This window comes from Shewanella sp. 125m-7, from assembly GCF_052977045.1.
Map to the genome: position 1 here is coordinate 150716 of NZ_JBRILQ010000001.1, position 23415 is coordinate 174130.

The following is a 23415-nucleotide window of genomic DNA, read 5'->3' on the forward strand; positions in this document are numbered from 1 at the left end:
TTTGAATGGCTAAGTGCAAGGATGACAGGTATGGGGCTAGAAAAGTTACTGTATTTGCAAGGCGTAGCGGCAGAGTTTATCGACTGCCATGGCGCGCACATCCAGATCCCTGAGGAGGATAGGGTTAATATATTAGCCTGCATGCTAGCCCCCCATGAGCCGCATAAATGTGAACCCGCAATGGTACGCAGTCATCAACTTCAGTCGTCCCCATGGATAGAGCAAAGAAACTATCTACTTGATGCTAAACCTTGGACACAACTATTACCGGTATTTCAGCATTGCGATATAAACCAGTTAATCCTAGAGGTTTATCTGCCACAAACTTATCGGCAGGTGCTTAATATTAAGCTGCAGCTTGAGTGCGGTGAGTGTTATCAATTTAGTTGTACGCCGCACAGTAACGAGCACTGTGAGGTTATCGGCAACTATCACATTGGTGCAGATGTGTATCTGCATTATCGATTAACAATATCAGCGGCTTTAATGGGTGTTGAGTTACCTCGCATCGGCCTTGGGTATCATGAAGTCACAGTGGAGCTTGTCGAGCCTGATACCTTAGGGGCAATACCTGAAGCGTCATTGACTCAAGCCTTAACTGAATCGAGCACACAGCAGGCTACAGCTTCTTGGCTGGTGGCCCCAAATGAGACTTATCAAGGCGCAGGCTCCCTAAAACAGGCCTCTAAAGCTTGGGGGGGGAGTATTCAGCTCTACAGTTTACGCACTGAAAGCCAGTGGGGAATAGGTGATTTTGGCGACTTAATGCAACTTATCGATATGCTTGCTAAGCAAGGCGGGGCGTTTATTTTACTTAACCCACTACACGCACTCGATATTGCCAATCCAGATGAAGCGAGTCCTTACAGCCCTGATGATCGACGTCGGCTTAATCCACTTTATATTAATATTGAGCAAGTACCTGAGTTTGAACAACTCAAGGTCGATCAGCTATTAACGGTATTGAATCGAGGTTACGGCGCGAGTCAGGCCGATAGACAATCGACAACAGATGCGAATAAACCGTTCGCGAGTCTTGATGCGCTAAAAAGGGTGTTAAACCAATCTAACTGGTTAAATTATCAAGATATTAGCCACTATAAATACATCGTTTATCAACAGTTATATCAGGCATTTTGTCAGCAACACCTAGACGTTAATACACCTAGAGCGCGGCTATTTAAACAATTTGTCAGCGAGCAAGGCGCGGCGCTTAACCCGTTTTGCCAGCATCAGTCTGCAGCCCAAAAGTGTAACCGCGACGAACCGCAGTTTTTTGCTTACTTGCAGTTTATCGCTGAGCAGCAGTTAGCCCAGTGTCAATTGCACGCTAAACAGTTGCAGATGTCTATCGGGCTAGTCCGCGATCTTGCCGTTGGGGTATCGGCCGATAGCTGTGAAGTCGCGTCTCAGCCTGAGTTATTTTGTACCCATGCCAGTATTGGCGCGCCGCCCGATGAGTTTGCACCTCAGGGGCAAAACTGGGGACTGACTCCTTTTGATCCAATCGCGCTTAAATCCACTGGTTATCAGCATTTTATCGATTTATTACGCTCGAATATGCGGTCTTGCGGCGCCCTTCGTATCGATCATGTTATGTCACTACTGCGTTTATGGTGGTGGCCAAAGGATAGCGAGCTTGGTGGCGGGGCTTATGTTTATTATCCGCAGGATTGCTTGATTGCGATTTTATGCATCGAAAGTCAGCGTGCTCGCTGCCAGATTATTGGTGAAGACTTAGGCTTGATTCCGCCAGAAATAGTGTGTCGCTTGCAAGCTGCAGGGGTGATGTCAAACCAATTGTTTTATTTCAATAAGCAAGATGATCAGTTTACTCCCCCGGCGGATTATAAACGTCGTTGTTTAATGATGTTAGCCAATCATGACGTCCCAACATTAAAAGCCTGGTGGCAAGGTAGCGACTTGTACTTACGTCGCTCGCTTGAGCTTATTGATAGTGATGAAGCGCTTAAGTTTGCTCAAGATGAGCGCGCCAAGAATAAGTTGCAACTGCTCAATTTGTTGATCAATCAAGGTGCGATGTCTAGTCAGTGCAAATTACATGAGATTGATTATCCGCAATTGTTACAGGCTTGGATAAAGGTGAGTGCAGCCGGTAATGCTGAATTATTTAGTGTACAGCTGTGCGATCTTACATTAGAGCGTTTAAGCGTTAATGTGCCGGGCACGTGGCAGCAATACCCTAACTGGCAGCGACGCTTACCTAAAACATTAGCTGAGATAGCAAAAGATGACCGCGTGCAGCATTTGATGCAGCAAGTGTCGGCAGGTCGCATGGCGGGTTTTGCCGCTAATACTAAGGACGCAGTTCAACATAGCAGCAGTGACACTGGCTCAGAGCTGTGCAGGGACAAGACGTTCGAGAGTACAAGCTCGTCAATTTCTGAATATTCAAACCACACCAATACGGACAACCTTCTATGAACTCTATTGCTATGACTCAACATGCTAGTGAATTGCAAAGCGGTGGCGATATTGCGCTACTTAATAGCGAATATGTAGACGTATTTGGTTTGCTAGGCATGCACAGTATTAATCAAGGTAAGGCTTTGAGTGTACGTTGCTTCTTGCGTGGTGCGCTAAGTGTTGAGGTCATTTGCTATAAAACAGGTCGTAAAGTTGCCTGCCTAGAGAGACATAATGAAGAGGGGATATTTAGCGGCATTATGGGGCGCAGAGTTAAACCTTTTTTGTATCTATTGCGCGTGCAATACCCTCTGAGCCAAGAAGATATTATTGACCCTTACCAATTCCCGAGTTTGTTAGCTGATGATGACGTATATCTGTTTTGTGAAGGTCGACAAGAGCACGCTTACCAGTTTCTTGGCGCTAACTGGCGCAGCGTTCAAGGTATCGAGGGGGTGCATTTTTGTGTATGGGCTCCCAATGCAAAGCGAGTCTCGCTTCTAGGGGATTTTAATCATTGGGACGGCGCCGTTCATGTTATGCGTCAGCATTTGGCCAATGGTTTATGGGAGATTTTTCTTCCCTGCGCCAAAGGGGGTCAACATTACAAATTTGAAATTGTTAGCTGCCATGGCGAACGGTTAGAAAAGTCCGATCCTTATGCCAAGGCGATGCAAGCTGCGCCAAGTAATGCTTCTTTGGTGCCGCAGCAAACTTTATATCAATGGCAAGATAGCCAATGGCTTCAGGCTCGCGCTAAGGTCAAATGGCATCAAGCGCCGATGTCAATTTATGAAGTTCACTTAGCATCATGGCGGCGTAAAGGTGAGCAGGGTGAAGAGTATTTTGACTATCAAGACTTGATTGAACAGCTTATTCCCTATGTCGTTGATATGGGTTTTACCCATTTACAGTTAATGCCAATCAGCGAGTATCCGTTTGATGGCTCTTGGGGGTATCAGCCTGTTGGCTTGTTTGCGCCTACTTGTCGTTTTGGTGATCCCCAAGCCCTTAAAGCTTTTATTGATGCCTGCCATCAAGCAGGGATCGCAGTGATCTTAGATTGGGTGGCGGCGCATTTTCCAAAAGATCCCCATGGATTAGCTCAGTTTGATGGGAGTTGCCTGTATGAACATAACGATCCTCGCCAGGGGGAGCATCCTGATTGGGACACGCTTATCTATAATTATGGCCGCGGTGAGGTACAAAGCTACCTGTTGAGTAATGCGTGCTATTGGCTCAAAGAGTTTCATTTTGACGGACTCAGGCTAGACGCCGTGTCATCTATGCTTTATCTCGATTACAGCCGAGAACCCGGAGAGTGGCAGCCTAATGAGTTTGGTGGTCGAGAAAACTTAGCGGCCATTGACTTTTTACAGGCGCTGAATCAGCGCATGTACCAAGCGTTTCCGGGGATCTGCATGATAGCCGAGGAGTCTACCGCTTGGCCGGGGGTCACTCATATGCTTGATGCGCAAGACGCCGAGCGACACGGCTCACACAATTTGGGCTTTGGCTTTAAGTGGAACATGGGCTGGATGAATGACAGCTTAGGTTATATTAAGCGCGACCCGATTTACCGAGTACACCATCACCAAGAATTGACATTTAGCTTAGTGTACCAATATACCGAGCAGTTTATTTTGGCGCTTAGCCACGATGAAGTGGTACACGGTAAAGGCTCTTTACTGCACAAAATTCCCAATGATGATTGGCAAAAATTTGCCACCCTAAGAGCCTATTATGGCTTTATGTGGGGTCATCCGGGGAAAAAGTTGCTGTTTATGGGCAGTGAGTTTGCTCAGCGTGATGAATGGAGCCATAACAAGAGTTTAGATTGGCATCTACTGCAATACGCGCCCCATCAAGGAGTGCAATTGTGGCTTAAAGATCTCAATAGACTTTATCAGTCGAGTGAGCAATTGTGGCAGCTAGATGGCGAACCTGACGGGTTTCGTTGGTTAGATTGCAATAACAGCCAAAGCTGTATTTTTAGCTTTATGCGCAGTAGCAGGGCCGTCGATAGTAAACAAGGTGATAGTAAAAAAGGCGAGAGCCCCATTATCTTTATTATCAATATGACGCCACAGGTGCATGAAGGCTTTCGTATCGGTTTACCCGATAAGCATGATTATATCGAATTACTCAATAGTGATAGTCAGGCCTATGGTGGCAGCAATGTCGGCAATAGTGGCGTTATTTTAGCGCAAGAACAGCCCTATCAGGGACTGGCTTATAGTGCTGAGATCACGATTGCTCCACTTGCTTGTTTAGTCTTAGGTCGGGGCTAAAGCGTGCAAGTAATGAAGGGAAGACCTTACCCTCTTGGGGCGACCTTAGATGACAATGGGGTTAATTTTGCGCTGTTTTCTGCCCATGCAACCAAAGTCACGTTGTGTTTATTTGACCGCAGCGGTCGTTTTGAAACCCAGCAAATCGTATTGACCGAAAACACACAACAGGTTTGGCACGTGTATTTGCAAGGCGTAGATGCCGCTCAGGTTTATGGTTACCGGGTTGATGGCTTATATGAACCTCATTCAGGGCACAGATTTAACCCTTACAAACTGTTACTCGACCCTTACGCTAAGCAGTGGGTGGGTGAGTTTATTGAGCACGACAGTCACTATGCTTATCAGGTGCAAACTGCTGATGATGTGGGTTGTGCACATGATAAGAGCGGCAACTATGACAAGAGTAGCGATCAGGATTTATGCTTAGATCTGCGTGATAATAGCCAATATATGCCAAAGTGTAAGGTGGTTGATTGTCGAAATCTGACGCCAATTACACCACTAAATAATGTCGTTCAGAGTGCTCAGAGTGAAAATCAGTGCAGTAATCATAAGGCTAATATTTGTGACAATGAGCCAACAGCACTAGAGCAAAGCATTATCTATGAGCTGCACGTAAAAGGCTTTACTCAGCAGCATCCCCAGATTGAACCACGTTTTAAAGGCACTTTTCTCGGTTTAGCTCAGTCTTGCGTACTGCAATACCTCAAACAGTTAGGGGTGACGGCAGTTGAGTTGTTGCCCGTCCATAGCTTTATCTCCGAAGCTTTTTTGCAAGATAAACAGCTAACCAATTACTGGGGATACAACAGCCTTGGGTTCTTTGCCCCCCACAACGCATATTTAAGCCAAGGTAACATTGACGAGTTTCGCCAAATGGTGAGCGCGCTGCATCAATCCGGTATCGAGGTGATCCTCGATGTGGTTTACAACCATACCGGTGAAGGAAATCACCTTGGACCTACGCTGAGTTTTAAAGGCATAGATAACCTAAGCTATTACCGCTTACTGGCGAACGATAAACGCTTTTATATTAATGACACAGGCTGTGGCAACAGTTTGAACATCACTCACCCGCGGGTGTTACAACTGGTTCTCGACTCGTTACGATATTGGGTCGAGGTGATGGGGGGTGATGGTTTTCGGTTTGATCTGGCCAGCGCGCTTGGGCGAGAGGCCTATGGATTTGATCTGGGATCCGGTTTTTTTGATGCTATCGCGCAAGATCCCGTGCTTAATCGAGTGAAATTGATCGCTGAGCCATGGGACATTGGTCCGGGCGGTTATCAGCTGGGGGGCTATCCACAAGGGTGGAGCGAGTGGAATGATCGATATCGCGATACCTTAAGGCGGTTTTGGCGCGGCGATATGGGCATGTTGCCAGAGCTTGCGCGCCGATTTCATGGCTCAAGTGATCTGTTTGAGCCGTCAAAGCGTGGACCCAGCGCGAGCATCAACTTTATAACCAGTCACGACGGTTTTACCTTACAAGATCTTTTGAGTTACAGCGAGCGTCATAATCACGCCAATGGCGAAGATAATCGCGATGGACACCAAGAAAACGTTAGCAGTAATTACGGCGTAGAAGGGCAGACCGAGCAGGCTGAGATCCAGTCATTACGTCATCGACAGGCGCGTAATATTTTGACCTGTTTAATGTTGTCCCAAGGTGTGCCCATGTTACTGGCAGGCGATGAATTTGGCCACAGCCAACAAGGCAACAATAACGCTTACTGCCAAGATAATCCGCTTACCTGGCTTAATTGGAACCTGGCAGACTGGCAGCAACAACGTTTGCTGTTTACTCAGGCGCTCATCGCGCTAAGAAAACGTTACAGAGCGCTGTGTTACAAGCGTTATATCCATAACGACTCCTCTGATTATTCACCACAGTTACATTGGTTTTGCCGTCAAGCTGAGCCCATGAGTAAGGTGCTTTGGGCTGAAGGACAAACTCGCAGTTTAAGTCTTATTTTAAGTGGTGAATTAGAGGGGACATCGGGTAAGCAACAAGCCTTACTGTTAATGCTTAATAGCGACGAGCAAGCATTACAGTTCACCGCCCCCACGCTAGCCAATTTCTCCCCATGGCAGCGACTTATCGATACTCATAGTGAGCATTTTAGCGGCCAAGTCTGCCTTGACGCAAAGTCGCAGTTTACGCTCGAGCCCCAACAAACCTTATTGTTACAAGACAGAAGTGTAATGTTGTTTTACGCCCAATCTAAAGGAGTGACTGCATGACGACGCCTGTAAAAACAAGCGCTAAGACCTCGCTTAAAAAACAAAGCAAAAATAAAACATCGGCTGTAATCAAGGAGCGGGAGCAAGGCCTAGAAGCGATTCAAGCGATTGACCCTTGCAGTTCGCTCGGGGCTAGAATGCAGCGTCATGTTAATAATGGACTCGGTCGAGACTTACATGACAAGCAAGAGTTGTTTAATGCCTTGGCTTTAAGTGTTAAGGAGCAAATGCTTGAAAGTTGGCGCGCCACTCGTCAAGCCGATTGTCAGTTTGAGCGTAAGCAGGTGGCGTACCTGTCATTAGAGTTTCTTATGGGGCGGGCCATGGGGAACGCCGTTATGAACCTAGATCTGTTGCAGCAAACTAAAGAGGTGTTGCAAAGCTATGCGGTTGAGCTCGAAGAGATTGAGCAGATGGAGCATGACGCAGGATTGGGTAATGGTGGCTTAGGTCGCTTGGCGGCTTGTTTTCTTGATAGCTGCGCCAGTTTAGATCTGTGCGTCACAGGTTACGGCATTCGTTACGAATACGGTATGTTTGCGCAAAAGCTGGTGGAGGGTTTTCAAGTAGAGCGCCCTGATCGCTGGCTTCGAGAGGGCAACCCATGGGAAGTTCGGGTTGCTGAGCATAATGTCACTGTGCCATTTTTCGGCCACACCAGTAGTTATGTTGACCCAAGTGGTCGTCGTAATGTGGTCTGGTTAGATACGCAAGATGTGTTAGCTGTCGCCTATGACATGCCCGTTCCTGGCTATCAAAGTAATCGTATCAATACCTTAAGGTTATGGAAATCAGAAGCTACCGATGATTTTGACTTAGAAGAGTTTAATCAAGGCGATTACACCGAGGCGGTGGCGCGAAAGAACATGGCTGAGCAGATCACTATGGTGCTCTATCCAAACGATGCCAGTGAAAACGGTAAAGAGCTGCGCTTAAGGCAGCAATACTTTCTCAGCTCTGCCAGCTTACAAGATTTACTGAGAACCTGGGTTCAGCGCCGCGGTAATGATTTTAGCCAATTTGCCAAATTTAATGTGATGCAGCTAAACGATACGCACCCGAGCATTGCCATTCCTGAGTTAATGCGGCTGTTAATTGATGAACACTTTTTAGAGTGGGATGCCGCGTGGCAAGTGGTAACACAAACCATGGCGTATACCAACCATACGCTATTACCTGAAGCGCTTGAGCGCTGGCCTGTACGGATGTTGGCGCACATGTTGCCTAGGATTTTAGAGATTATTTATGAGATCAACGCCCGTTATTTAGAGCAAGTGGCGCATCACTGGCCTGGAGATGCACAGCAACTGGCGGCAATGTCGATTATCGAAGAGGGCAGTGAACCCCATGTACGCATGGCCTACCTAGCAATTGTTGCAAGCTTTTCGGTTAATGGCGTGGCAGAGCTGCATAGCAAGCTCTTGGTGTCGGGCTTGTTTAAAGATTTCTATCAGCTATGGCCTGAAAAGTTTAATAACAAGACAAACGGTGTCACCCCAAGGCGCTGGCTAGCCCATTGTAATTCGGAGCTCGCAGCGTTGCTGACCAGGCGTTTGGGCGATGAGTGGGTGACAGATTTGAGTCATCTCAATGCCTTGAATGCCTTTACCGATGACAACGCTTTCCTGCAAGAGTGGCGTCAGGTCAAACAGAATAATAAAGCAAAGCTGGCACAATTGATTAAAGCCGAGTGCGACGTCGATTTTGATGTTGAGATGCTGTTTGATGTGCAAGTTAAGCGTATTCATGAATACAAACGCCAGTTACTCAATATCTTGCATGTTATCCATCTATACCACCAAATTCAGCAAGGCCATACCAGTGAACTGGTCCCCCGCTGCGTACTGATTGGCGGTAAAGCCGCGCCGGGTTATGCCATGGCCAAACTGGTCATTAAGCTTGCCAGTAATGTGGCTCACATGGTCAATTGCGATCCCGCGGTATCTAAGTATTTACGCGTAGCCTTTTTACCCAATTATAACGTCAGTGCGATGGAAAAAATCTGCCCAGGGACGGATCTGTCAGAGCAAATTTCGACAGCAGGTAAAGAAGCGTCGGGCACTGGCAATATGAAGTTTATGATGAATGGTGCCATTACCATCGGCACCTTAGATGGTGCCAATGTTGAGATGCTCGAAGAGGTGGGCAAAGACAATTTTTTCCTGTTCGGGCTAGATGCTCAAGAGGTGATGCGTCAGCGCCAAGATTATTGTCCGCAGCATTTTATTGATGCTTCTCCGGCTTTAAGTGAAGTGTTGGCGCTACTTAAAAGTGGTCATTTTAGCCTGCTTGAACAAGGGATCTTCTCACCAATCATTGATGCCATCACCAATAAAAATGACCCATGGATGATAGCCGCTGACTTTGAGTCATACCGTTTAGCGCAAGAGAAAGTGTCCAGAGCCTATAAAAATCCGAACACATGGACACAAATGAGTATCCGTAACACCGCTGCAAGCGGTCGTTTCTCTAGTGATGTCACCATCGCTAATTATCGTGACGAAATCTGGAAGGCTTAACCATGGAACAGATACTGACTCAGATAAATAACGCACGACATAATCTCGATTTTTGTTCAAGGAGTGAACGCTAATGACTATCACCAACCCACGTTATATTAGTAACTTAACCCGCGATACTTATGCCATTATTCTTGCGGGGGGCAGAGGTTCTCGCTTACATGAACTGACGGACTGGCGCGCTAAACCTTCATTATATTTTGGAGGCAAATTTCGCATTATCGATTTTCCGTTATCTAACTGTATTAATTCTGGGATCCGCAAGATTGGTGTGGTGACTCAATATAAATCTCATTCACTGATCCGTCATGTGATGCGCGGTTGGGGGCACTTTAAGAAGGAACTGGGTGAGTCGGTTGAGATCTTACCTGCATCACAACGTTACTCGGAAAACTGGTACCAAGGTACAGCTGATGCTGTGTTTCAGAACATTGATATTATTCGCCACGAGTTGCCCAAATACGTGATGATATTATCGGGCGATCACGTATATCGCATGGATTATGCGGGACTGCTAGCAACCCATGCTGAATCGGGGGCTGATATGACGGTTTCCTGTTTAGAGGTTCCGGTTGCAGAGGCTGCAGGTGCATTTGGGGTGGTTGAAGTAGATGAAACCAAACGTATTTTAGGTTTTGAAGAGAAACCTGAACTACCTAAGCATTTACCTGAAGATCCTGAAATGTGTTTAGCCTCTATGGGCAACTATGTGTTTAATACAGAGTTCTTATTTGATCAACTTAAGCGTGATGCTCAAAACGAAGATTCAGATCGGGATTTTGGCAAGGATATCATTCCAGCCATTATTAAAGAGCACCAAGTGTTTGCCCACCGTTTTCGCAGTGCCTTTCCGAACGAGGAAGCTTACTGGCGTGATGTGGGGACATTAGATTCGTTTTGGCAAGCCAATATGGAGCTGCTATCACCGACACCAGCACTTAACCTTTATGACGCCAAGTGGCCGATTTGGACGTATCAAGAGCAACTGCCGCCAGCTAAATTTGTATTTGACGATGATGAACGTCGCGGCATGGCATTGGACTCGATTATTTCTGGTGGCTGTATTATCTCTGGCTCAACGGTGCGCCGCAGTGTGCTATTTAATGAAGTGCGAGTGTGTTCATTTTCCAGTGTCGAAGACTCGGTTATCTTGCCTGATGTGGTGGTGCTACGAAATTGCAAAATCAAAAATGCGATTATAGACAGGGGCTGCATTATTCCCGAAGGGACTGTGATTGGCTATAACCAAGAGCATGACAAAGCCAAAGGCTTTAGAGTTTCGGAAAAAGGTAAAGTGTTAGTCACGCGAGATATGTTGGGCTTACCTGTGGGGTATGAGTGATTTATGCCGCCGCACAATAATATCGACAACCAGACTCAGGCGCTGAACGTGGGTAATGGTCTGAGCCAAAACCATACGCTAAGCAATGAGCTTAATCGTGCGCCTACTGAGGCTACCCAGGCTCGGGTATTAATGCTGGCCGCTGAAAATGGTGCCATTGCTGGTGCGAAAGTTGGCGGCATGGCCGATGTGATCAATGACTTACCTGTGGCATTAGCGGAGCTCAATATTGCCGTTGATGTGGCTATGCCCAGTTTTGGCTCATTGATAGCGGCCGCCAATGCACATTGGCTGGCAGATGTTGACGTTGAGTTTTCAGGGGAAAAGCAACAGGTCGGCGTGTACCGCGCACTAAACCCTAAGCTTGCTAATAGTCATTTCTACTTATTTGAACATCCACTTTTTCATGGCAGTCATGGCGCTTATTCTCAAGGTGAGGCCTCTAGACCATTTGCAGAAGATGCCACTAAGTTTGCCTTGTTTAATCTTGCTGTTGCAGAAGCGCTGCGCATCGATTTTCTAACTGAAGACGGAGCGCAGTACTTTGCTGATAAACCGAGTCATATTCATCTGCATGATTGGCATAACGGATTATTTGCAGTGCTGCGTGCCTTCGATAGTCGCTATGGTTTTTTGCAAGATTTACCTTGTGTGTTCAGTATTCATAATTTGGCATTGCAGGGGATTAGGCCTTTTAACGATGAGGCATCGTCATTTGCAGCTTGGTATCCGTACTTAAGTGCCGAGCTTACTGAACAGCAATGCAGCTTGATTAAAGATCCACGCTATAGCAACTGCATTAACCCAATGCGGGCTGGTATTGTACTCAGTGATAAGGTTCACTTGGTATCGCCAAGTTATGCTTTAGAGGTGCTCAGCCCCTCATTACCCGAACAGGGGTTCTTTGGTGGCGAGGGCTTAGAGCTGGACTTGCAACATCAGCGTAATCGCAACAACCTGGTGGGTATACTTAATGGCTGTATGTACCCACAAGCACTGGCAGATGTTGAAAAAGAGGTCGAACAAGGCGGTGATAACGAGCATTGCAGCAATGTAGATGCTGAAGTTACCAAGCAAGAGGCTAACAAGAAAAAGCCTAGCAAGAAAAAGCCTAGCAAGAAAGCCAATCAACAAGGCCGAGTCGATTTAACTAAGCAGTTTATCGATCAGGCGTTAAACACGATTATTCAATGGCAGGTGGGCAAGGCACAGGTAAGAACGCAAGACTTTATTGCTCAATGGCGTTTGCAGCAATGGTTGGCAGAGGTGACTCATCATATCGATTTAAACAGTGCCAATGCAAAAGAGGCCACTCACACTGAAGATACTAGGTTTATCATGACCTCAGTTGGTCGCCTAACGGACCAGAAGGTGATGTTGCTGCGTAGCCGTTTTGAGCTCGACAATGACGACTGCACTTTACGAGGCCGCACGGTATTAGAGGCCTTGCTGATGCGCATGGCTGCTTTCGATGTTAATGCACGTTTTGTCATGCTGGGGAGCGGTGATGCAAAAATTGCCCGCGAATTTTCAGACATAGCGGCTAAACATCAACAGTTTATTTTCTTAGATGGTTATGATGAACCGCTATCCGATAAACTTTACAAGCTTGGCTCTCTATTTTTAATGCCCAGCTCGTTTGAACCTTGTGGGATCAGCCAAATGTTGGCGATGCGCGCGGGGCAGCTCTGTTTAGTTAATCGGATCGGTGGGCTTAAAGATACGGTACATCATCTAGAAACAGGTTTTACCTTTGAGGGGGGTGATATTCCATCTCAGGGCGCGGCGCTATTGCAGGCCTTTGATGAGGCTATCACTATGGTGGGAAGTTTACGTTGGAATGCTATGCAGCAAAGCGCCAAGGCGCAGAGGTTTGATTGGCATTCACAGGCAAAGCGTTATCAGGCGTTGTTATACGACTGCACTTGAACAATAAGCTGTTAACGGGCTTGTAGCAACTTACCTGAAAAGTAATGGCTGTTAACTGGATAAATAAATTATGGCGGACAGATAGTCCGCCATAACACTTGTCGCTCACTCAAAAAATGTAACGGTTACAGCAGTAAGCTGTCATTGATTTCGTGGAACTGTTCAGTTGAGTCAATCAGTGATTTAGCCGTTAAACTTGGCACGCCATAAACTTGGGTTTCAACACCATATCGTTGTTTTATTTTTTGCATTAACAGATCAAAGTCACCATCGCCAGATAGTAAAATCACCGCGTCGACTTCACTTGCGGCTTCCATGATGTCAATGGTAATACCTACGTCCCAATCGCCTTTAGCTGAGCCATCGCTGCGCTGAATAAAAGGCTTAAGTTTTACCTCAAACCCTATGTGTTTTAATGCATCTTGAAACTTGAGTTGGCCATCATCACCGCGATGAATGGCATAAGCGGTCGCTTGAACTATGTCACCTTCATAGCCTAAATGTTGCCACAGTTTGCGGTAATTAAATTGCCGTCCGTATGCTTGGCGGCAAGTGTAATAGATGTTTTGTACATCAACAAAAAGGGCAATTTTTTTCACAGAGTACTCATTGGGTTAGCGTGCTATAGCTTAATGATGACAATTGTCGTTGCTGCACTAGGGTGACTTTTCATAGGCAAGCAAAGACAATAGCGCAGCTTGGCTATTGAGTGAAGCTCTGTTGCGATAAATCTAGGATTAAATGTAGAGATCTACCTCGTGATAGTCATCTTGGCGACGGTCATAGGCATGTAAAGGAGAGTGATGGGGGAACTGTTCTTGATTGTACTCTAGGCGGCGATCTGCAATAAATTGACCATTAATACACACGGTTTCATAGATTTTGGAGTTGTTTTTGCGCTTAAAGCCATTTCTAAATTCAGTTTCTTGCATAGCAGTTACCAAGGGGTTAAGGCATTGCTCTAATGGTTGACCGCTAATGGTGAGTAATGCTTGATAAGCTTAAGTGTAGACGGCTTTTGATGTTGAGGATGGAGGTAATGTTGCTGTTACAGCAGTACAGCTGCAAGATGGCTCTCAGTTTGAACAAGTTCAATACACTCTGTCGAATGTAATAAAGAGAAATAATTGAGACACACAAAATTGTTAGATAGAGGCTCGTCTAGGTTGAACGTAGCGAGCTATGAGAACTGGAGAGCATTATGGTTGTCATCGTTTTACGTTTCAAAAGCGTAATCTCACCACGAAGCGCTGCGCTTTCACGAAGAACACGAAGGTAAACCTCCAAGTTCTCAAACGGCTTGAGCTGTTGCCTTTCTTCGAGCCCTCGGTGTCCTTCGTGGTGAGCTGCCTTCGCTATAAATGATGTTGAGGATGTTCAAACTATACTGTCCTCAACAAATGTTTTGTTTTAATTAAAACAAAAGGAGCCCATAGAGCTCCTTTTTAGTTTAAAAGCGAGGTGTTGAACTTACTGCTGAGTAGGGGGCATTTGCGCGTGCTCAGCAATCGCTTTATCAAGTTGTGACTCGACAAAACCTGGTGACTTGGTGGCTCCTGAAATCAAGCGGTACATAGCAGGGATGACTAGCAAGGTGATAAAGGTGGCGAATGCCATACCAAAGAACACCACTGTACCTACCGCAATACGGCTTTCAGAGCCTGCACCCGTCGACAAGATCAACGGAATAGCACCAATTAAGGTGGTAAAGGCTGTCATTAGAATTGGGCGCAGACGTCTTGCTGACGCATCAATAATAGCTTGCTCAATCTCAAGACCTTTATCACGTAGTTGGTTGGCAAACTCTACAATTAGAATACCGTTTTTAGTCACCATACCAATTAGCATAATCATGCCAATTTGGCTGTAGATATTTAAGCCTTGTCCGGTGAGATACAGACCCAATAGGCCACCAAATACGCCCATAGGTACGGTAAACATCACCACTAACGGGTTAATAAAGCTTTCAAATTGCGCCGCCAGCACTAAGTAAGCCACTAATAGCGCCAAACCAAAGACGATAAAGATACTGCTTTGGTTTTCTTTAAAGTCTTTAGACTCGCCAGTGTAAGCAACCGTGATATCACTTGGTAGTAACTCAATTGCTTTTTGATCTAAGAAATCTAACGCCTCACCCAAGGTATAACCTTCGCCTAAGTTGGCTTTTAAGGTAATCGACTTTTGCTTGTTGTTGTGACTGAGCTTTAGCGCTGAGGCGACTTCTTCAATATGAGTGATCGTATCTAAGGTGATAAGCTCACCTTTGTTAGATCGCATATAGATTTGGCTTAAATCGGCCACGTTACTAAAACTGCTTTCATCGCCACGTAGGTACACATCGTATTCTTCACCACGTTCAACAAAGGTGGTTTCACTGCGACCACCAAGCATGATCTCTAGGGTCTCAGAAACTTCAGCAACACTTATCCCAAGCTCTGCTGCACGTTCTTTATCAACGGTCACTACCAGCTCAGGTGAGGTCTCTTTATAGTCAATTTCAGGGCTTTCAAATATCGGGCTATAAAGGGCTTCTTCTTCAAGCATGGTCGCCCACTTAAACAGCTCTTGATAATCACTGCCGCCAAGTACAAATTGTACCGGTTCACTTGAGCCGCCTCTAAAGCCAGGCAGTAATGGCCTGACCATCACATCAGGAATACCTTTTAAGGCGTTTGAAATAACGCCTAACGCTTGCTGCGCGTTAACCGTTCTGTCATTCCAGTCTTCAAGTTGGATAATCACAAAACCAGTTTGGTCGCCAGCACGGCCACCAAAAGCGGGGGCTTGAATACTAAAAGACTTCACTACGCCTTGGCCGAGTAGCGGCATCAGTTTGTCTTCAGCTATCTCCATATTGGCTGCCATACGGTTATAACTGGTGCCTTCAGCGCCTTTAATAAAGGCAAAAATTACGCCTCTATCTTCTTGTGGTGCGAGTTGTGCCGGAACCTGTTGCATTAACCAACCACTGCCAAGTACACAGGCAATAATCACTAATGGCGCCGCAAGCCGCAATGAAACAGCCTTAGTTACCATTTTTCGGTAGTTATCTTCAAGGCGCCTAAAGGCGTTATCAACGATTAAATTAAAGCGATTAGGTTTAACGTTTGCCTTAAGAATTTTACTACCAAGCACTGGTGTTAGGGTTAGGGCTATAAGCGATGAGAATAGTACTGACACCGCTAACATTACTGAGAACTCAGTAAATAGCAGGCCGACCATGCCTTCCATAAACGAGATAGGCAAAAACACCATGACCAATACGGCAGTGGTGGCCATAACCGCAAAGCCGACTTCACGTGTACCGTTATAGGCCGCTAGGATTGGCGGCTCGCCTTTTTCTATATGGTGGAAGATGTTCTCTACCACTACGATAGCGTCATCAACCACTAAACCGATTGATAAAATCAACGCCATCAGGGTGAGTAGATTAATCGAGTAGCCAAGCATATTGGCGGCAATAAAAGCTGAAATTAGCGATACCGGTACAGTAACCGCTGGGATCAATGTTGCTCGCGCTTGGCCAATAAAAATATACAGTACTAAAATAACTAACAAGGCCGTTACCGCTATGGTGCTAAAGACTTCATCAATCGAACGGTCGATAAACACGGTTGAGTCATAATCAACAATCAGCTTTGTGCCCTCAGGTAAAAACTGCTGAATCAGGTCAACTTGTTTATGCACATCTTGCGCAACTTCCAGTGGGTTGGCATCTGATTGCGCCACCACGCCTAAACTGATGTTGACTACGCCATCGCTTTTAAAGGTTGAGTTTTCGTTCTCAGCGCCAATAAAGACTTTAGCGACATCTTTTAAATAGATATGTGAGCCATCGGCAGCGGTGCGAACAACCAAGTATTCAAAGTCAGCGGGGGTTTGATATAAACGTGCGGTGCGCACTGCCATCACAGTGGTGTCGTTACGAACTTCACCGCCAGGTGTTTCGACGTTTTCTTTATTAAGCACCTTAACAATATCAGCGGCAGTCACATTACGACCCGCCATGAGATCTGGGCTAAGTTGCACATACATGACTTTATACAAGCCACCAGATATATCAACGCTGCTCACACCCGATATGAGGCTAAATCGATCTTCTAGTACGCGCTGGGCGTAATCGGTTAGCTGGGTTCGGTCCATCACTGACGAGCTTAAATTGACGTAGACCGAAGGCTCGCCAGTGCCGTTGTCTTTTGACACGATAGGATCGTTAGCTTCATCAGGCAAGCGGCGCTGTGCACGCGCTACTGCGTCACGTACATCACTGACACCTTCAGTGAGGTTCCAGCCTAAAAGAAAGGTCACAGTAATGCGTGACATACCGTTACGAGTGACTGATTGAATTTGGTCGACACCACTAATACCGGTCAGCTCACTCTCTAGTGCAGTGGTGATCTGACTTTCCATGATAGTCGCCGATGCGCCTTCATAGGTGGTCATTACCGTCACCACCGGGCTTTCTACATCAGGCATCTCGCGTACGGCAAGTTTAGTAAAGGATACTGCGCCAAAAACACATAATAATAAACTCAGTACAATGGCAACAACCGGGCGTTTTACCGAAACATCAGACAACCACATTTAGATGCTTCCTCTTGCTTGTTGTTCTTTATCCGCTTTTTTGTCGGTTTCTTTGTTAGCGAGAGCTGACGGGGCTAAATCATCTACACGTAGGCCATCACGCATATTGACTAGGCCTTGAACCACGACTTTGTCACCAATGTTGAGTCCGTCGGTGATTAGCACTTCATTATCGATGCGAGCACCTAGAGTCACTTTGGTGCGGGTAGCAATACCATCTGCTCCAACAACATAAACGAAGCGATTAGTGCCTGAGTATTCTAGCGCCTGCACGGGAATCACTGGCTCAGACACACTGGGGAACAACATGGTCGCCGACATCATCATACCCGGTTTTAGCTGGTGGTTTGGATTGTCAAACTGCACCCTAACTCTAAGGTTTAAGGTGTCATGATTCACACGAGAATCAATGGCGATAACCTTACCGATAAAGTCTTTCTTTGGCCAAGCACGGCTTTTTGCGCTGACTTTCATGCCAACGCTGAGTTGTGACAGGTAATTTTCTGGCACCTGCAGATCAAGACGCATGCTAGATAAATCATCTAAGGTTAATAACTCTGTGCCAGCACTCACCATCTTACCTTGACTAAAATCGATAAGCCCCGCAGTACCTGCAAATGGAGCACTTAGGTAGTGGTAATCAAGATCGGCCTGGGCTGCGGCTAAACGTGCAAGGGCGACATCAACACTGGCTTTTTGGGCATCAATTTCAGTTTTGGTTATAGCGTTTTTATCTAGCAGTTTTACAAAATCTTTTAACTTACGTTTCTCATCGGCTAAATAGGCGGCTGCCTCAGCTAGAGCGGCTTGTGCTTTGGCGTCATCAAGCTGAATAAGGATCTGGCCGCTAGCAATCTCTTGCTCTGTACTGACTTGAATCGATTTGATCTTACCTGCTATTTGCGGGGCAATATAAACGGACTGCTCCGCATCAAGTTTACCGATTAGTGACAGAGACTGGGAAAGTTCATGTTGCTCAACAATACCAGTAACGACAGGCACTGTGCGAACAGGTCTTTCTTTGGTGTCAGTTCGCTTAGCTTCAGTCAAACTACTGAAGGTTATTGCGCCTGCAACAATCAATAATACGGGAATAAGAATATAGGAGGATTTCATGATGATTACTTACACAGCCAAAGTTGAGATTATTTTAGTTAAAATTCCGAGCTCATAGGGTAAAGCAATGTAAAGTAAAGAAAAGTAGAAGTTAATACTTTACCTTTTACGATCAACTCGTTATCAATTTTAACTAATTGAAACCTTTGTTACGGCTTTTGCTAGGTTTGTATTTTATCGGTCGGTTAGCGGGGAAGGTTATCTATGAGCTAGGGAGCAGTAGTCGGTAAAGCTGAGGGATGGCAAAGAAGTTAAATTATGTGGGGTTAAATTATGTGGAGTGAAGTTGATCATAACAGGGCTGTTGCTTAGCGATAGTTAACTGGCCAATATTCAAACTAAAGCTAACCAAGCATTAACTAGCAAACTTGGCTCTAGGTTCTAGGTTCTAGGTTCTAGGTTCTAGGTCCTAGGTCCTAGGTCCTAAGTTCTAAGTTCTACGTTCTGCGCTCTGCGCTCTAACTTAATGCACTGGCAGCAAACATCCCCCTAGTGCACTAGATAGCAAGCGAAAGGCTAGAGTGCTTGACGAGAACCATCGAAAAGACCGCGTACTAATTTATTGTTTTCAATTAGTAACAGCTCACCCTGTTCACCGCGCTTAATGCTACTGTCGACGGCGATGACTTTATTATTAAATAGTCCGAGCACCTGCTTTTGAGATGTATGGCCTACGGTGATATGTTTGACATCGAAATAGGCCAGTATTTTATCGAGCTCTGCTTCGGTAAACGCCTCAGAAAAGTAACCGCGATACCAGGTTGGACCGTTACCATAAAACAGGAAGCTCAATAACTCATCTTGTTTAAGCTCCGCTTTAGGCCTGCCTATGTTAGCGCGAAATAGCTGGTTAGCCTCTGCGATAGTTAACTGACGCTCAAGCCACTCACTGCTTATGCCGCCATGCATATACAGCACGTCATCAATCTTAACTAGGGTATTTTTACTTCTTAGCCACTGGCCGATTTCGGTGTCATCGGCGTAGAGTGCGTCGTTACTTCTATCGAGCAGCTCGCTGGCTAAGTCGTAACGTTCATGTACGTATCTTAAGTCGCCACCGAGTACCATCTGTTCATGATTGCCCATGAGTAAGTGCAGCATACCGCCTGCGGCTTTGGCTTGTCGGTCTAGTTGGTACATAAACCACAATACTTCATTTACCTGATCGCCTCGGTCAAACATGTCCCCGGTCATCACCATATGACCCTCACCAAAGGCCCAGTTTTTATCGGCATCGATAATATTTTGGTTTTTAAGCAAGGTTATCAACACATCGTACTGACCATGTACATCACTGAGAGCGACCACTTTTTTTATCCCGCTGTAGCTATCTGGCATCACTTGTTTGATGGCATCACTCAGTATGGGTTGTGGTAGTTTGCCGCAGTCTTCGGGACGTGTAAGTTTATGCTCACTAACCTCAGTGGATTTAAGTTCTGCATTACAGATCCAATAAGCGATCTGTTTATGTGATTTGTCTGATTTTTGTGGCTTTGAGTTTGCCGTGGCTGTTTGGTTCGTCATCGCTTCGTGGATCAAATAAGGCCCATCGTTCTGATAGTTTTCATTGGCGCTAAGCTGACTTGACAGCAAAAGCAGTAATGCAGCATAGAGTATGGCTTTAGACATAATGTAATCGTTCTTATAGTTAGCTTTTATTGTTAAGGTTTATTTTTAAATAAAGTTTACTCATTACCAGCCAATAAGGTAGCGGCTGCGCTTACTGAGTAACTTTTTAATGATGATGGCAATCATGTAAGAGATAGCAACAATCACTAAGGTGACGATTAAGGTGGTAAAGATATTACCTTGCCCTGCTAGACCTAAAAAGTCAGGGCTATCGTAAATCATCCACCATGGCGTGGTGATCCAAGGATGAATAAAGTAAATCGCAAAGCTGACCTCGGCGAGTTTTTGCAGTGGCTTAATCGATATATGCTCAAACTTATTTAAAATCGCCAGTATGACGAGGGTTAACAAGATTTTTTGTGGCAGCATTAAATCAGGCACAGTCATCTCAAATGGGGCTTTGTTGAGCACGCCGGCGCCAAAATAGTGGGCTTGAATCAGTGCTAGCGCAACGCCTGCTATTAACATAGGGAGCCAATACTTATCGATAAACGGAAATAGCTTATCGCGATGGGCTGAGCCCCAAACGCCCAGCAGGTAAACTGGCAAGAAATAGACTAAAGATTGAATTGCATTCAGGTTTGATATTGGGCGGTGAACCAGGATGGCAATCAGCAGTAAGGGGATGGCGTAATAGAGCACTTGCTGTTTTCTGATTAAGTACATCACCCAGGGCGATAGCGCGAACAGCATCATGCCCATGGGAATGTACCAGTAAGCGGTAAGAGTACGTCCGGTGATGACATACCAGCTAGCAGCTTGTATTGGGGCAGTGATGTCTGCGATCTCTTTATGCATCATAGGATCGGTACCGACAGTGATATGCCAAATAATCCAAGGTAATGAAAGTAGCAGGTAGGGCACAAAAACAAACTTGGTTTTGCTCTTCATGTATTTTTTATAATCCCAGCGATGATAAAACACATGATGAAATAGAAAGCCGGAGATAAACACGAAAAACACCGTGCCATTCATCATCAAGTTGAACCAGGCTTTGTCGGCAAAGGTTTCAATTTGCCAACCCGCTGGGCGGTAGCAATGGGCCATAACGATAAAGATAATCGCAATACCACGAAAGTGGTTGATGCTATTTAAAAAAGCTTTCGGCTTGGGAGCGTGAGCCGTGGCTTCAGCATCAGCTTTGACCGAGGGGGCAGTGTCTAAGTTATCGGCTGCAACTGCGAGCGGGTGTTTGTCATCCATTGTTTTGTTCGTCCATAATTTTTCGTCGTTTAATGTCGGTAGCTTTTTGTTGCTTAATGTATCGAATGCACGACTTGTTTTTATTGGCTATTTTATACCGATAGCTATCTTCGCATAATTACTCGGCTTTTTGTTATTGAATTGGGGGTTATTTGTTTATGAACGGGTCGCTGAGAATGGCAGGTTTAGGCTTACTTTATTGCAAAAAACAAAAAGGAGGCCGATGGGCCTCCTTTTTAAATCGTCATGGGATGTTACTTAACCATGCGCTTGTATTTTAAGCGGTGTGGCTCAACCACATCGGTACCCATGGTTTCTTTCAACCATGTTGAGTATTCGGTGTAGTTACCCTCATAGAAGTTCACTTTACCTTCATCGCGGTAATCCAGAATATGGGTCGCGATTCTATCGAGGAACCAACGGTCGTGCGAAATCACCATGGCACAACCAGGGAACTCAAGAAGCGCTTCTTCGAGTGCACGTAATGTTTCAACGTCCAAGTCGTTGGTTGGTTCATCGAGTAACAGTACGTTTCCGCCAGCTTGCAGCAGTTTAGCTAAATGCACGCGGTTACGCTCACCACCTGATAATGTACCGATAATCTTTTGCTGATCGCCACCACGGAAGTTAAAGCGGCCTACGTAGGCGCGGCTCGGAATTTCAGTGTTGTTGATGCGCATGATATCTTGGCCATCAGAGATCTCTTGCCAAACGGTATTCTTGTCATTCATCGAATCACGGAACTGTTCAACAGAGGCGATTTGTACTGATTCACCTAGCTCAACTGTGCCGCTGTCTGGCTGCTCAGCACCTGAAATCATCTTAAATAATGTTGATTTACCCGCACCGTTTGCGCCGATAATACCGACGATTGCCCCTTTGGGTACTGAGAAGGTCAAGTCATCGATAAGTACGCGGTCGCCATATGATTTTGTCAGGTTAGTAATTTCAATAACCTTGTCACCGAGACGAGGCCCAGGTGGAATAAATAGCTCGTTGGTCTCGTTACGCTTTTGGTAGTCGTTAGTATTGAGCTCTTCAAAGCGAGCCATACGTGCTTTACCTTTAGACTGACGGCCTTTAGCGCCTTGGCGTACCCATTCAAGTTCTTTGGCAATCGTCTTTTGACGAGCACTTTGGGTTGCCGACTCTTGTGTTAGACGCGCGTCTTTTTGCTCAAGCCATGAAGAGTAGTTACCTTCCCATGGAATACCTTCACCACGGTCAAGTTCTAAGATCCAGCCTGCTGCATTATCAAGGAAGTATCTATCGTGGGTAATGGCCACAACGGTACCCGTGTACTCTTGTAAGAAGCGCTCCAACCAGGCAACGGATTCAGCATCCAAGTGGTTGGTTGGTTCGTCAAGTAATAGCATGTCAGGCTTTTCTAGTAGCAAACGACAAATCGCAACACGGCGACGTTCACCACCTGAAAGCACTTCAATCTTCTCATCCCAGTCTGGTAGGCGTAGCGCGTTTGCAGCTCTATCTAATACCACATCTAGGTTGTGAGCATCTTGCGATTGAATAATGGCCTCCAACTGACCCTGCTCTTTAGCCAGGGCGTCAAAGTCGGCATCAGGTTCAGCATAAAGTGCATAGACTTCATCTAAACGGACAAGTGCGTTCTTAGCCTCTGAAACCGCTTCTTCAACCGCTTCACGTACGGTTTGATTAGGATCTAGCTTTGGCTCCTGTGGCAAGTATCCGATTTTTAGATCTTGCATTGGGCGAGCTTCACCTTCAATTTCAGTATCAAGCCCGGCCATAATGCGCAGTAGGGTCGATTTACCTGAACCGTTTAAGCCTAAGACACCAATTTTAGCGCCAGGGAAAAAGCTTAACGAGATATTTTTTAAGATCTGTTTTTTAGGCGGGACAATCTTGCCCACTCTAAGCATGCTATATACAAATTGAGCCATGTTATTTCTCTTTAATTGTATTTTTTCTATGTTGAATGGCGCCAATTCTACTTGATTCGATACAGAACTTAAATCTGAATTGGAGCGGTTTAATTCACAGTTAACACATAAGTCAGTTGGCGATGTGTTGATGGTTTTTTACACCGACTAGTGCTTTTTACAAAACTCTCTCATCTAGAAATGCAAGTAATTTCATGTTGTAAATA

At 45.7% G+C, this 23415-nt stretch carries 13 protein-coding genes; 6 read left to right on the forward strand and 7 right to left on the reverse strand.

Annotated features, from left to right (window positions below; translation table 11 throughout):
• Nucleotides 1-30: 30 nt before the first annotated feature.
• From malQ to ACVBIL_RS00740, 6 genes are all read left to right on the forward strand, one after another.
• Nucleotides 31-2445 carry a 4-alpha-glucanotransferase gene (malQ, locus tag ACVBIL_RS00715; RefSeq protein WP_447165074.1) on the forward strand — a complete coding sequence of 805 codons (2415 nt, stop codon included), beginning with the start codon at nt 31-33 and terminating at the stop codon, nt 2443-2445.
• A complete protein-coding gene (gene glgB, locus ACVBIL_RS00720; RefSeq protein ID WP_447165075.1) occupies nt 2442-4718 on the forward strand; it encodes a 1,4-alpha-glucan branching protein GlgB in 2277 nt (758 codons plus the stop codon). The genes malQ and glgB overlap by 4 nt, the downstream gene beginning before the upstream one ends.
• 12 nt (nt 4719-4730) lie before the next feature.
• A complete protein-coding gene (gene glgX / locus ACVBIL_RS00725; protein WP_447165076.1) occupies nt 4731-6965 on the forward strand; it encodes a glycogen debranching protein GlgX in 2235 nt (744 codons plus the stop codon).
• On the forward strand, nt 6962-9484 hold the full coding sequence (locus tag ACVBIL_RS00730; RefSeq protein WP_447165077.1) for a glycogen/starch/alpha-glucan phosphorylase: 2523 nt from the start codon (nt 6962-6964) through the stop codon (nt 9482-9484). The genes glgX and ACVBIL_RS00730 overlap by 4 nt, the downstream gene beginning before the upstream one ends.
• A 79-nt stretch (nt 9485-9563) precedes the next feature.
• Complete coding sequence (glgC, locus tag ACVBIL_RS00735; protein WP_447165120.1) at nt 9564-10826, forward strand: glucose-1-phosphate adenylyltransferase; 1263 nt, start codon at nt 9564-9566, stop codon at nt 10824-10826.
• 3 nt (nt 10827-10829) lie between these two features.
• Nucleotides 10830-12755 (forward strand): glycogen synthase, encoded by a 1926-nt coding sequence (locus ACVBIL_RS00740; protein WP_447165078.1) that lies wholly within the window; start codon nt 10830-10832, stop codon nt 12753-12755.
• Nucleotides 12756-12880: 125 nt separating this feature from the next.
• Here ACVBIL_RS00740 and ACVBIL_RS00745 read toward each other — a convergent pair whose 3' ends face one another.
• From ACVBIL_RS00745 to ettA, 7 genes are all read right to left on the reverse strand, one after another.
• Nucleotides 12881-13354 (reverse strand): LabA-like NYN domain-containing protein, encoded by a 474-nt coding sequence (locus tag ACVBIL_RS00745; RefSeq protein WP_447161896.1) that lies wholly within the window; start codon nt 13352-13354, stop codon nt 12881-12883.
• A gap of 138 nt (nt 13355-13492) precedes the next feature.
• Complete coding sequence (locus ACVBIL_RS00750) at nt 13493-13687, reverse strand: hypothetical protein (protein WP_447165079.1); 195 nt, start codon at nt 13685-13687, stop codon at nt 13493-13495.
• Nucleotides 13688-14225: 538 nt separating this feature from the next.
• Complete coding sequence (locus ACVBIL_RS00755) at nt 14226-17339, reverse strand: multidrug efflux RND transporter permease subunit (RefSeq protein ID WP_447165080.1); 3114 nt, start codon at nt 17337-17339, stop codon at nt 14226-14228.
• Nucleotides 17340-18455 (reverse strand): efflux RND transporter periplasmic adaptor subunit, encoded by a 1116-nt coding sequence (locus ACVBIL_RS00760; RefSeq protein ID WP_447165081.1) that lies wholly within the window; start codon nt 18453-18455, stop codon nt 17340-17342.
• Nucleotides 18456-18971: 516 nt separating this feature from the next.
• Nucleotides 18972-20084: a metallophosphoesterase gene (locus tag ACVBIL_RS00765; protein WP_447165082.1), complete on the reverse strand. Its 1113-nt coding sequence runs from the start codon at nt 20082-20084 to the stop codon at nt 18972-18974.
• Nucleotides 20085-20147: 63 nt separating this feature from the next.
• The gene (locus ACVBIL_RS00770; RefSeq protein WP_447165083.1) at nt 20148-21287 is read right to left on the reverse strand and encodes an acyltransferase family protein; all 1140 of its coding nucleotides are present in this window, start codon (nt 21285-21287) and stop codon (nt 20148-20150) included.
• Nucleotides 21288-21541: 254 nt separating this feature from the next.
• A complete protein-coding gene (gene ettA / locus ACVBIL_RS00775; protein WP_447165084.1) occupies nt 21542-23209 on the reverse strand; it encodes an energy-dependent translational throttle protein EttA in 1668 nt (555 codons plus the stop codon).
• Nucleotides 23210-23415 lie beyond the last annotated feature (206 nt).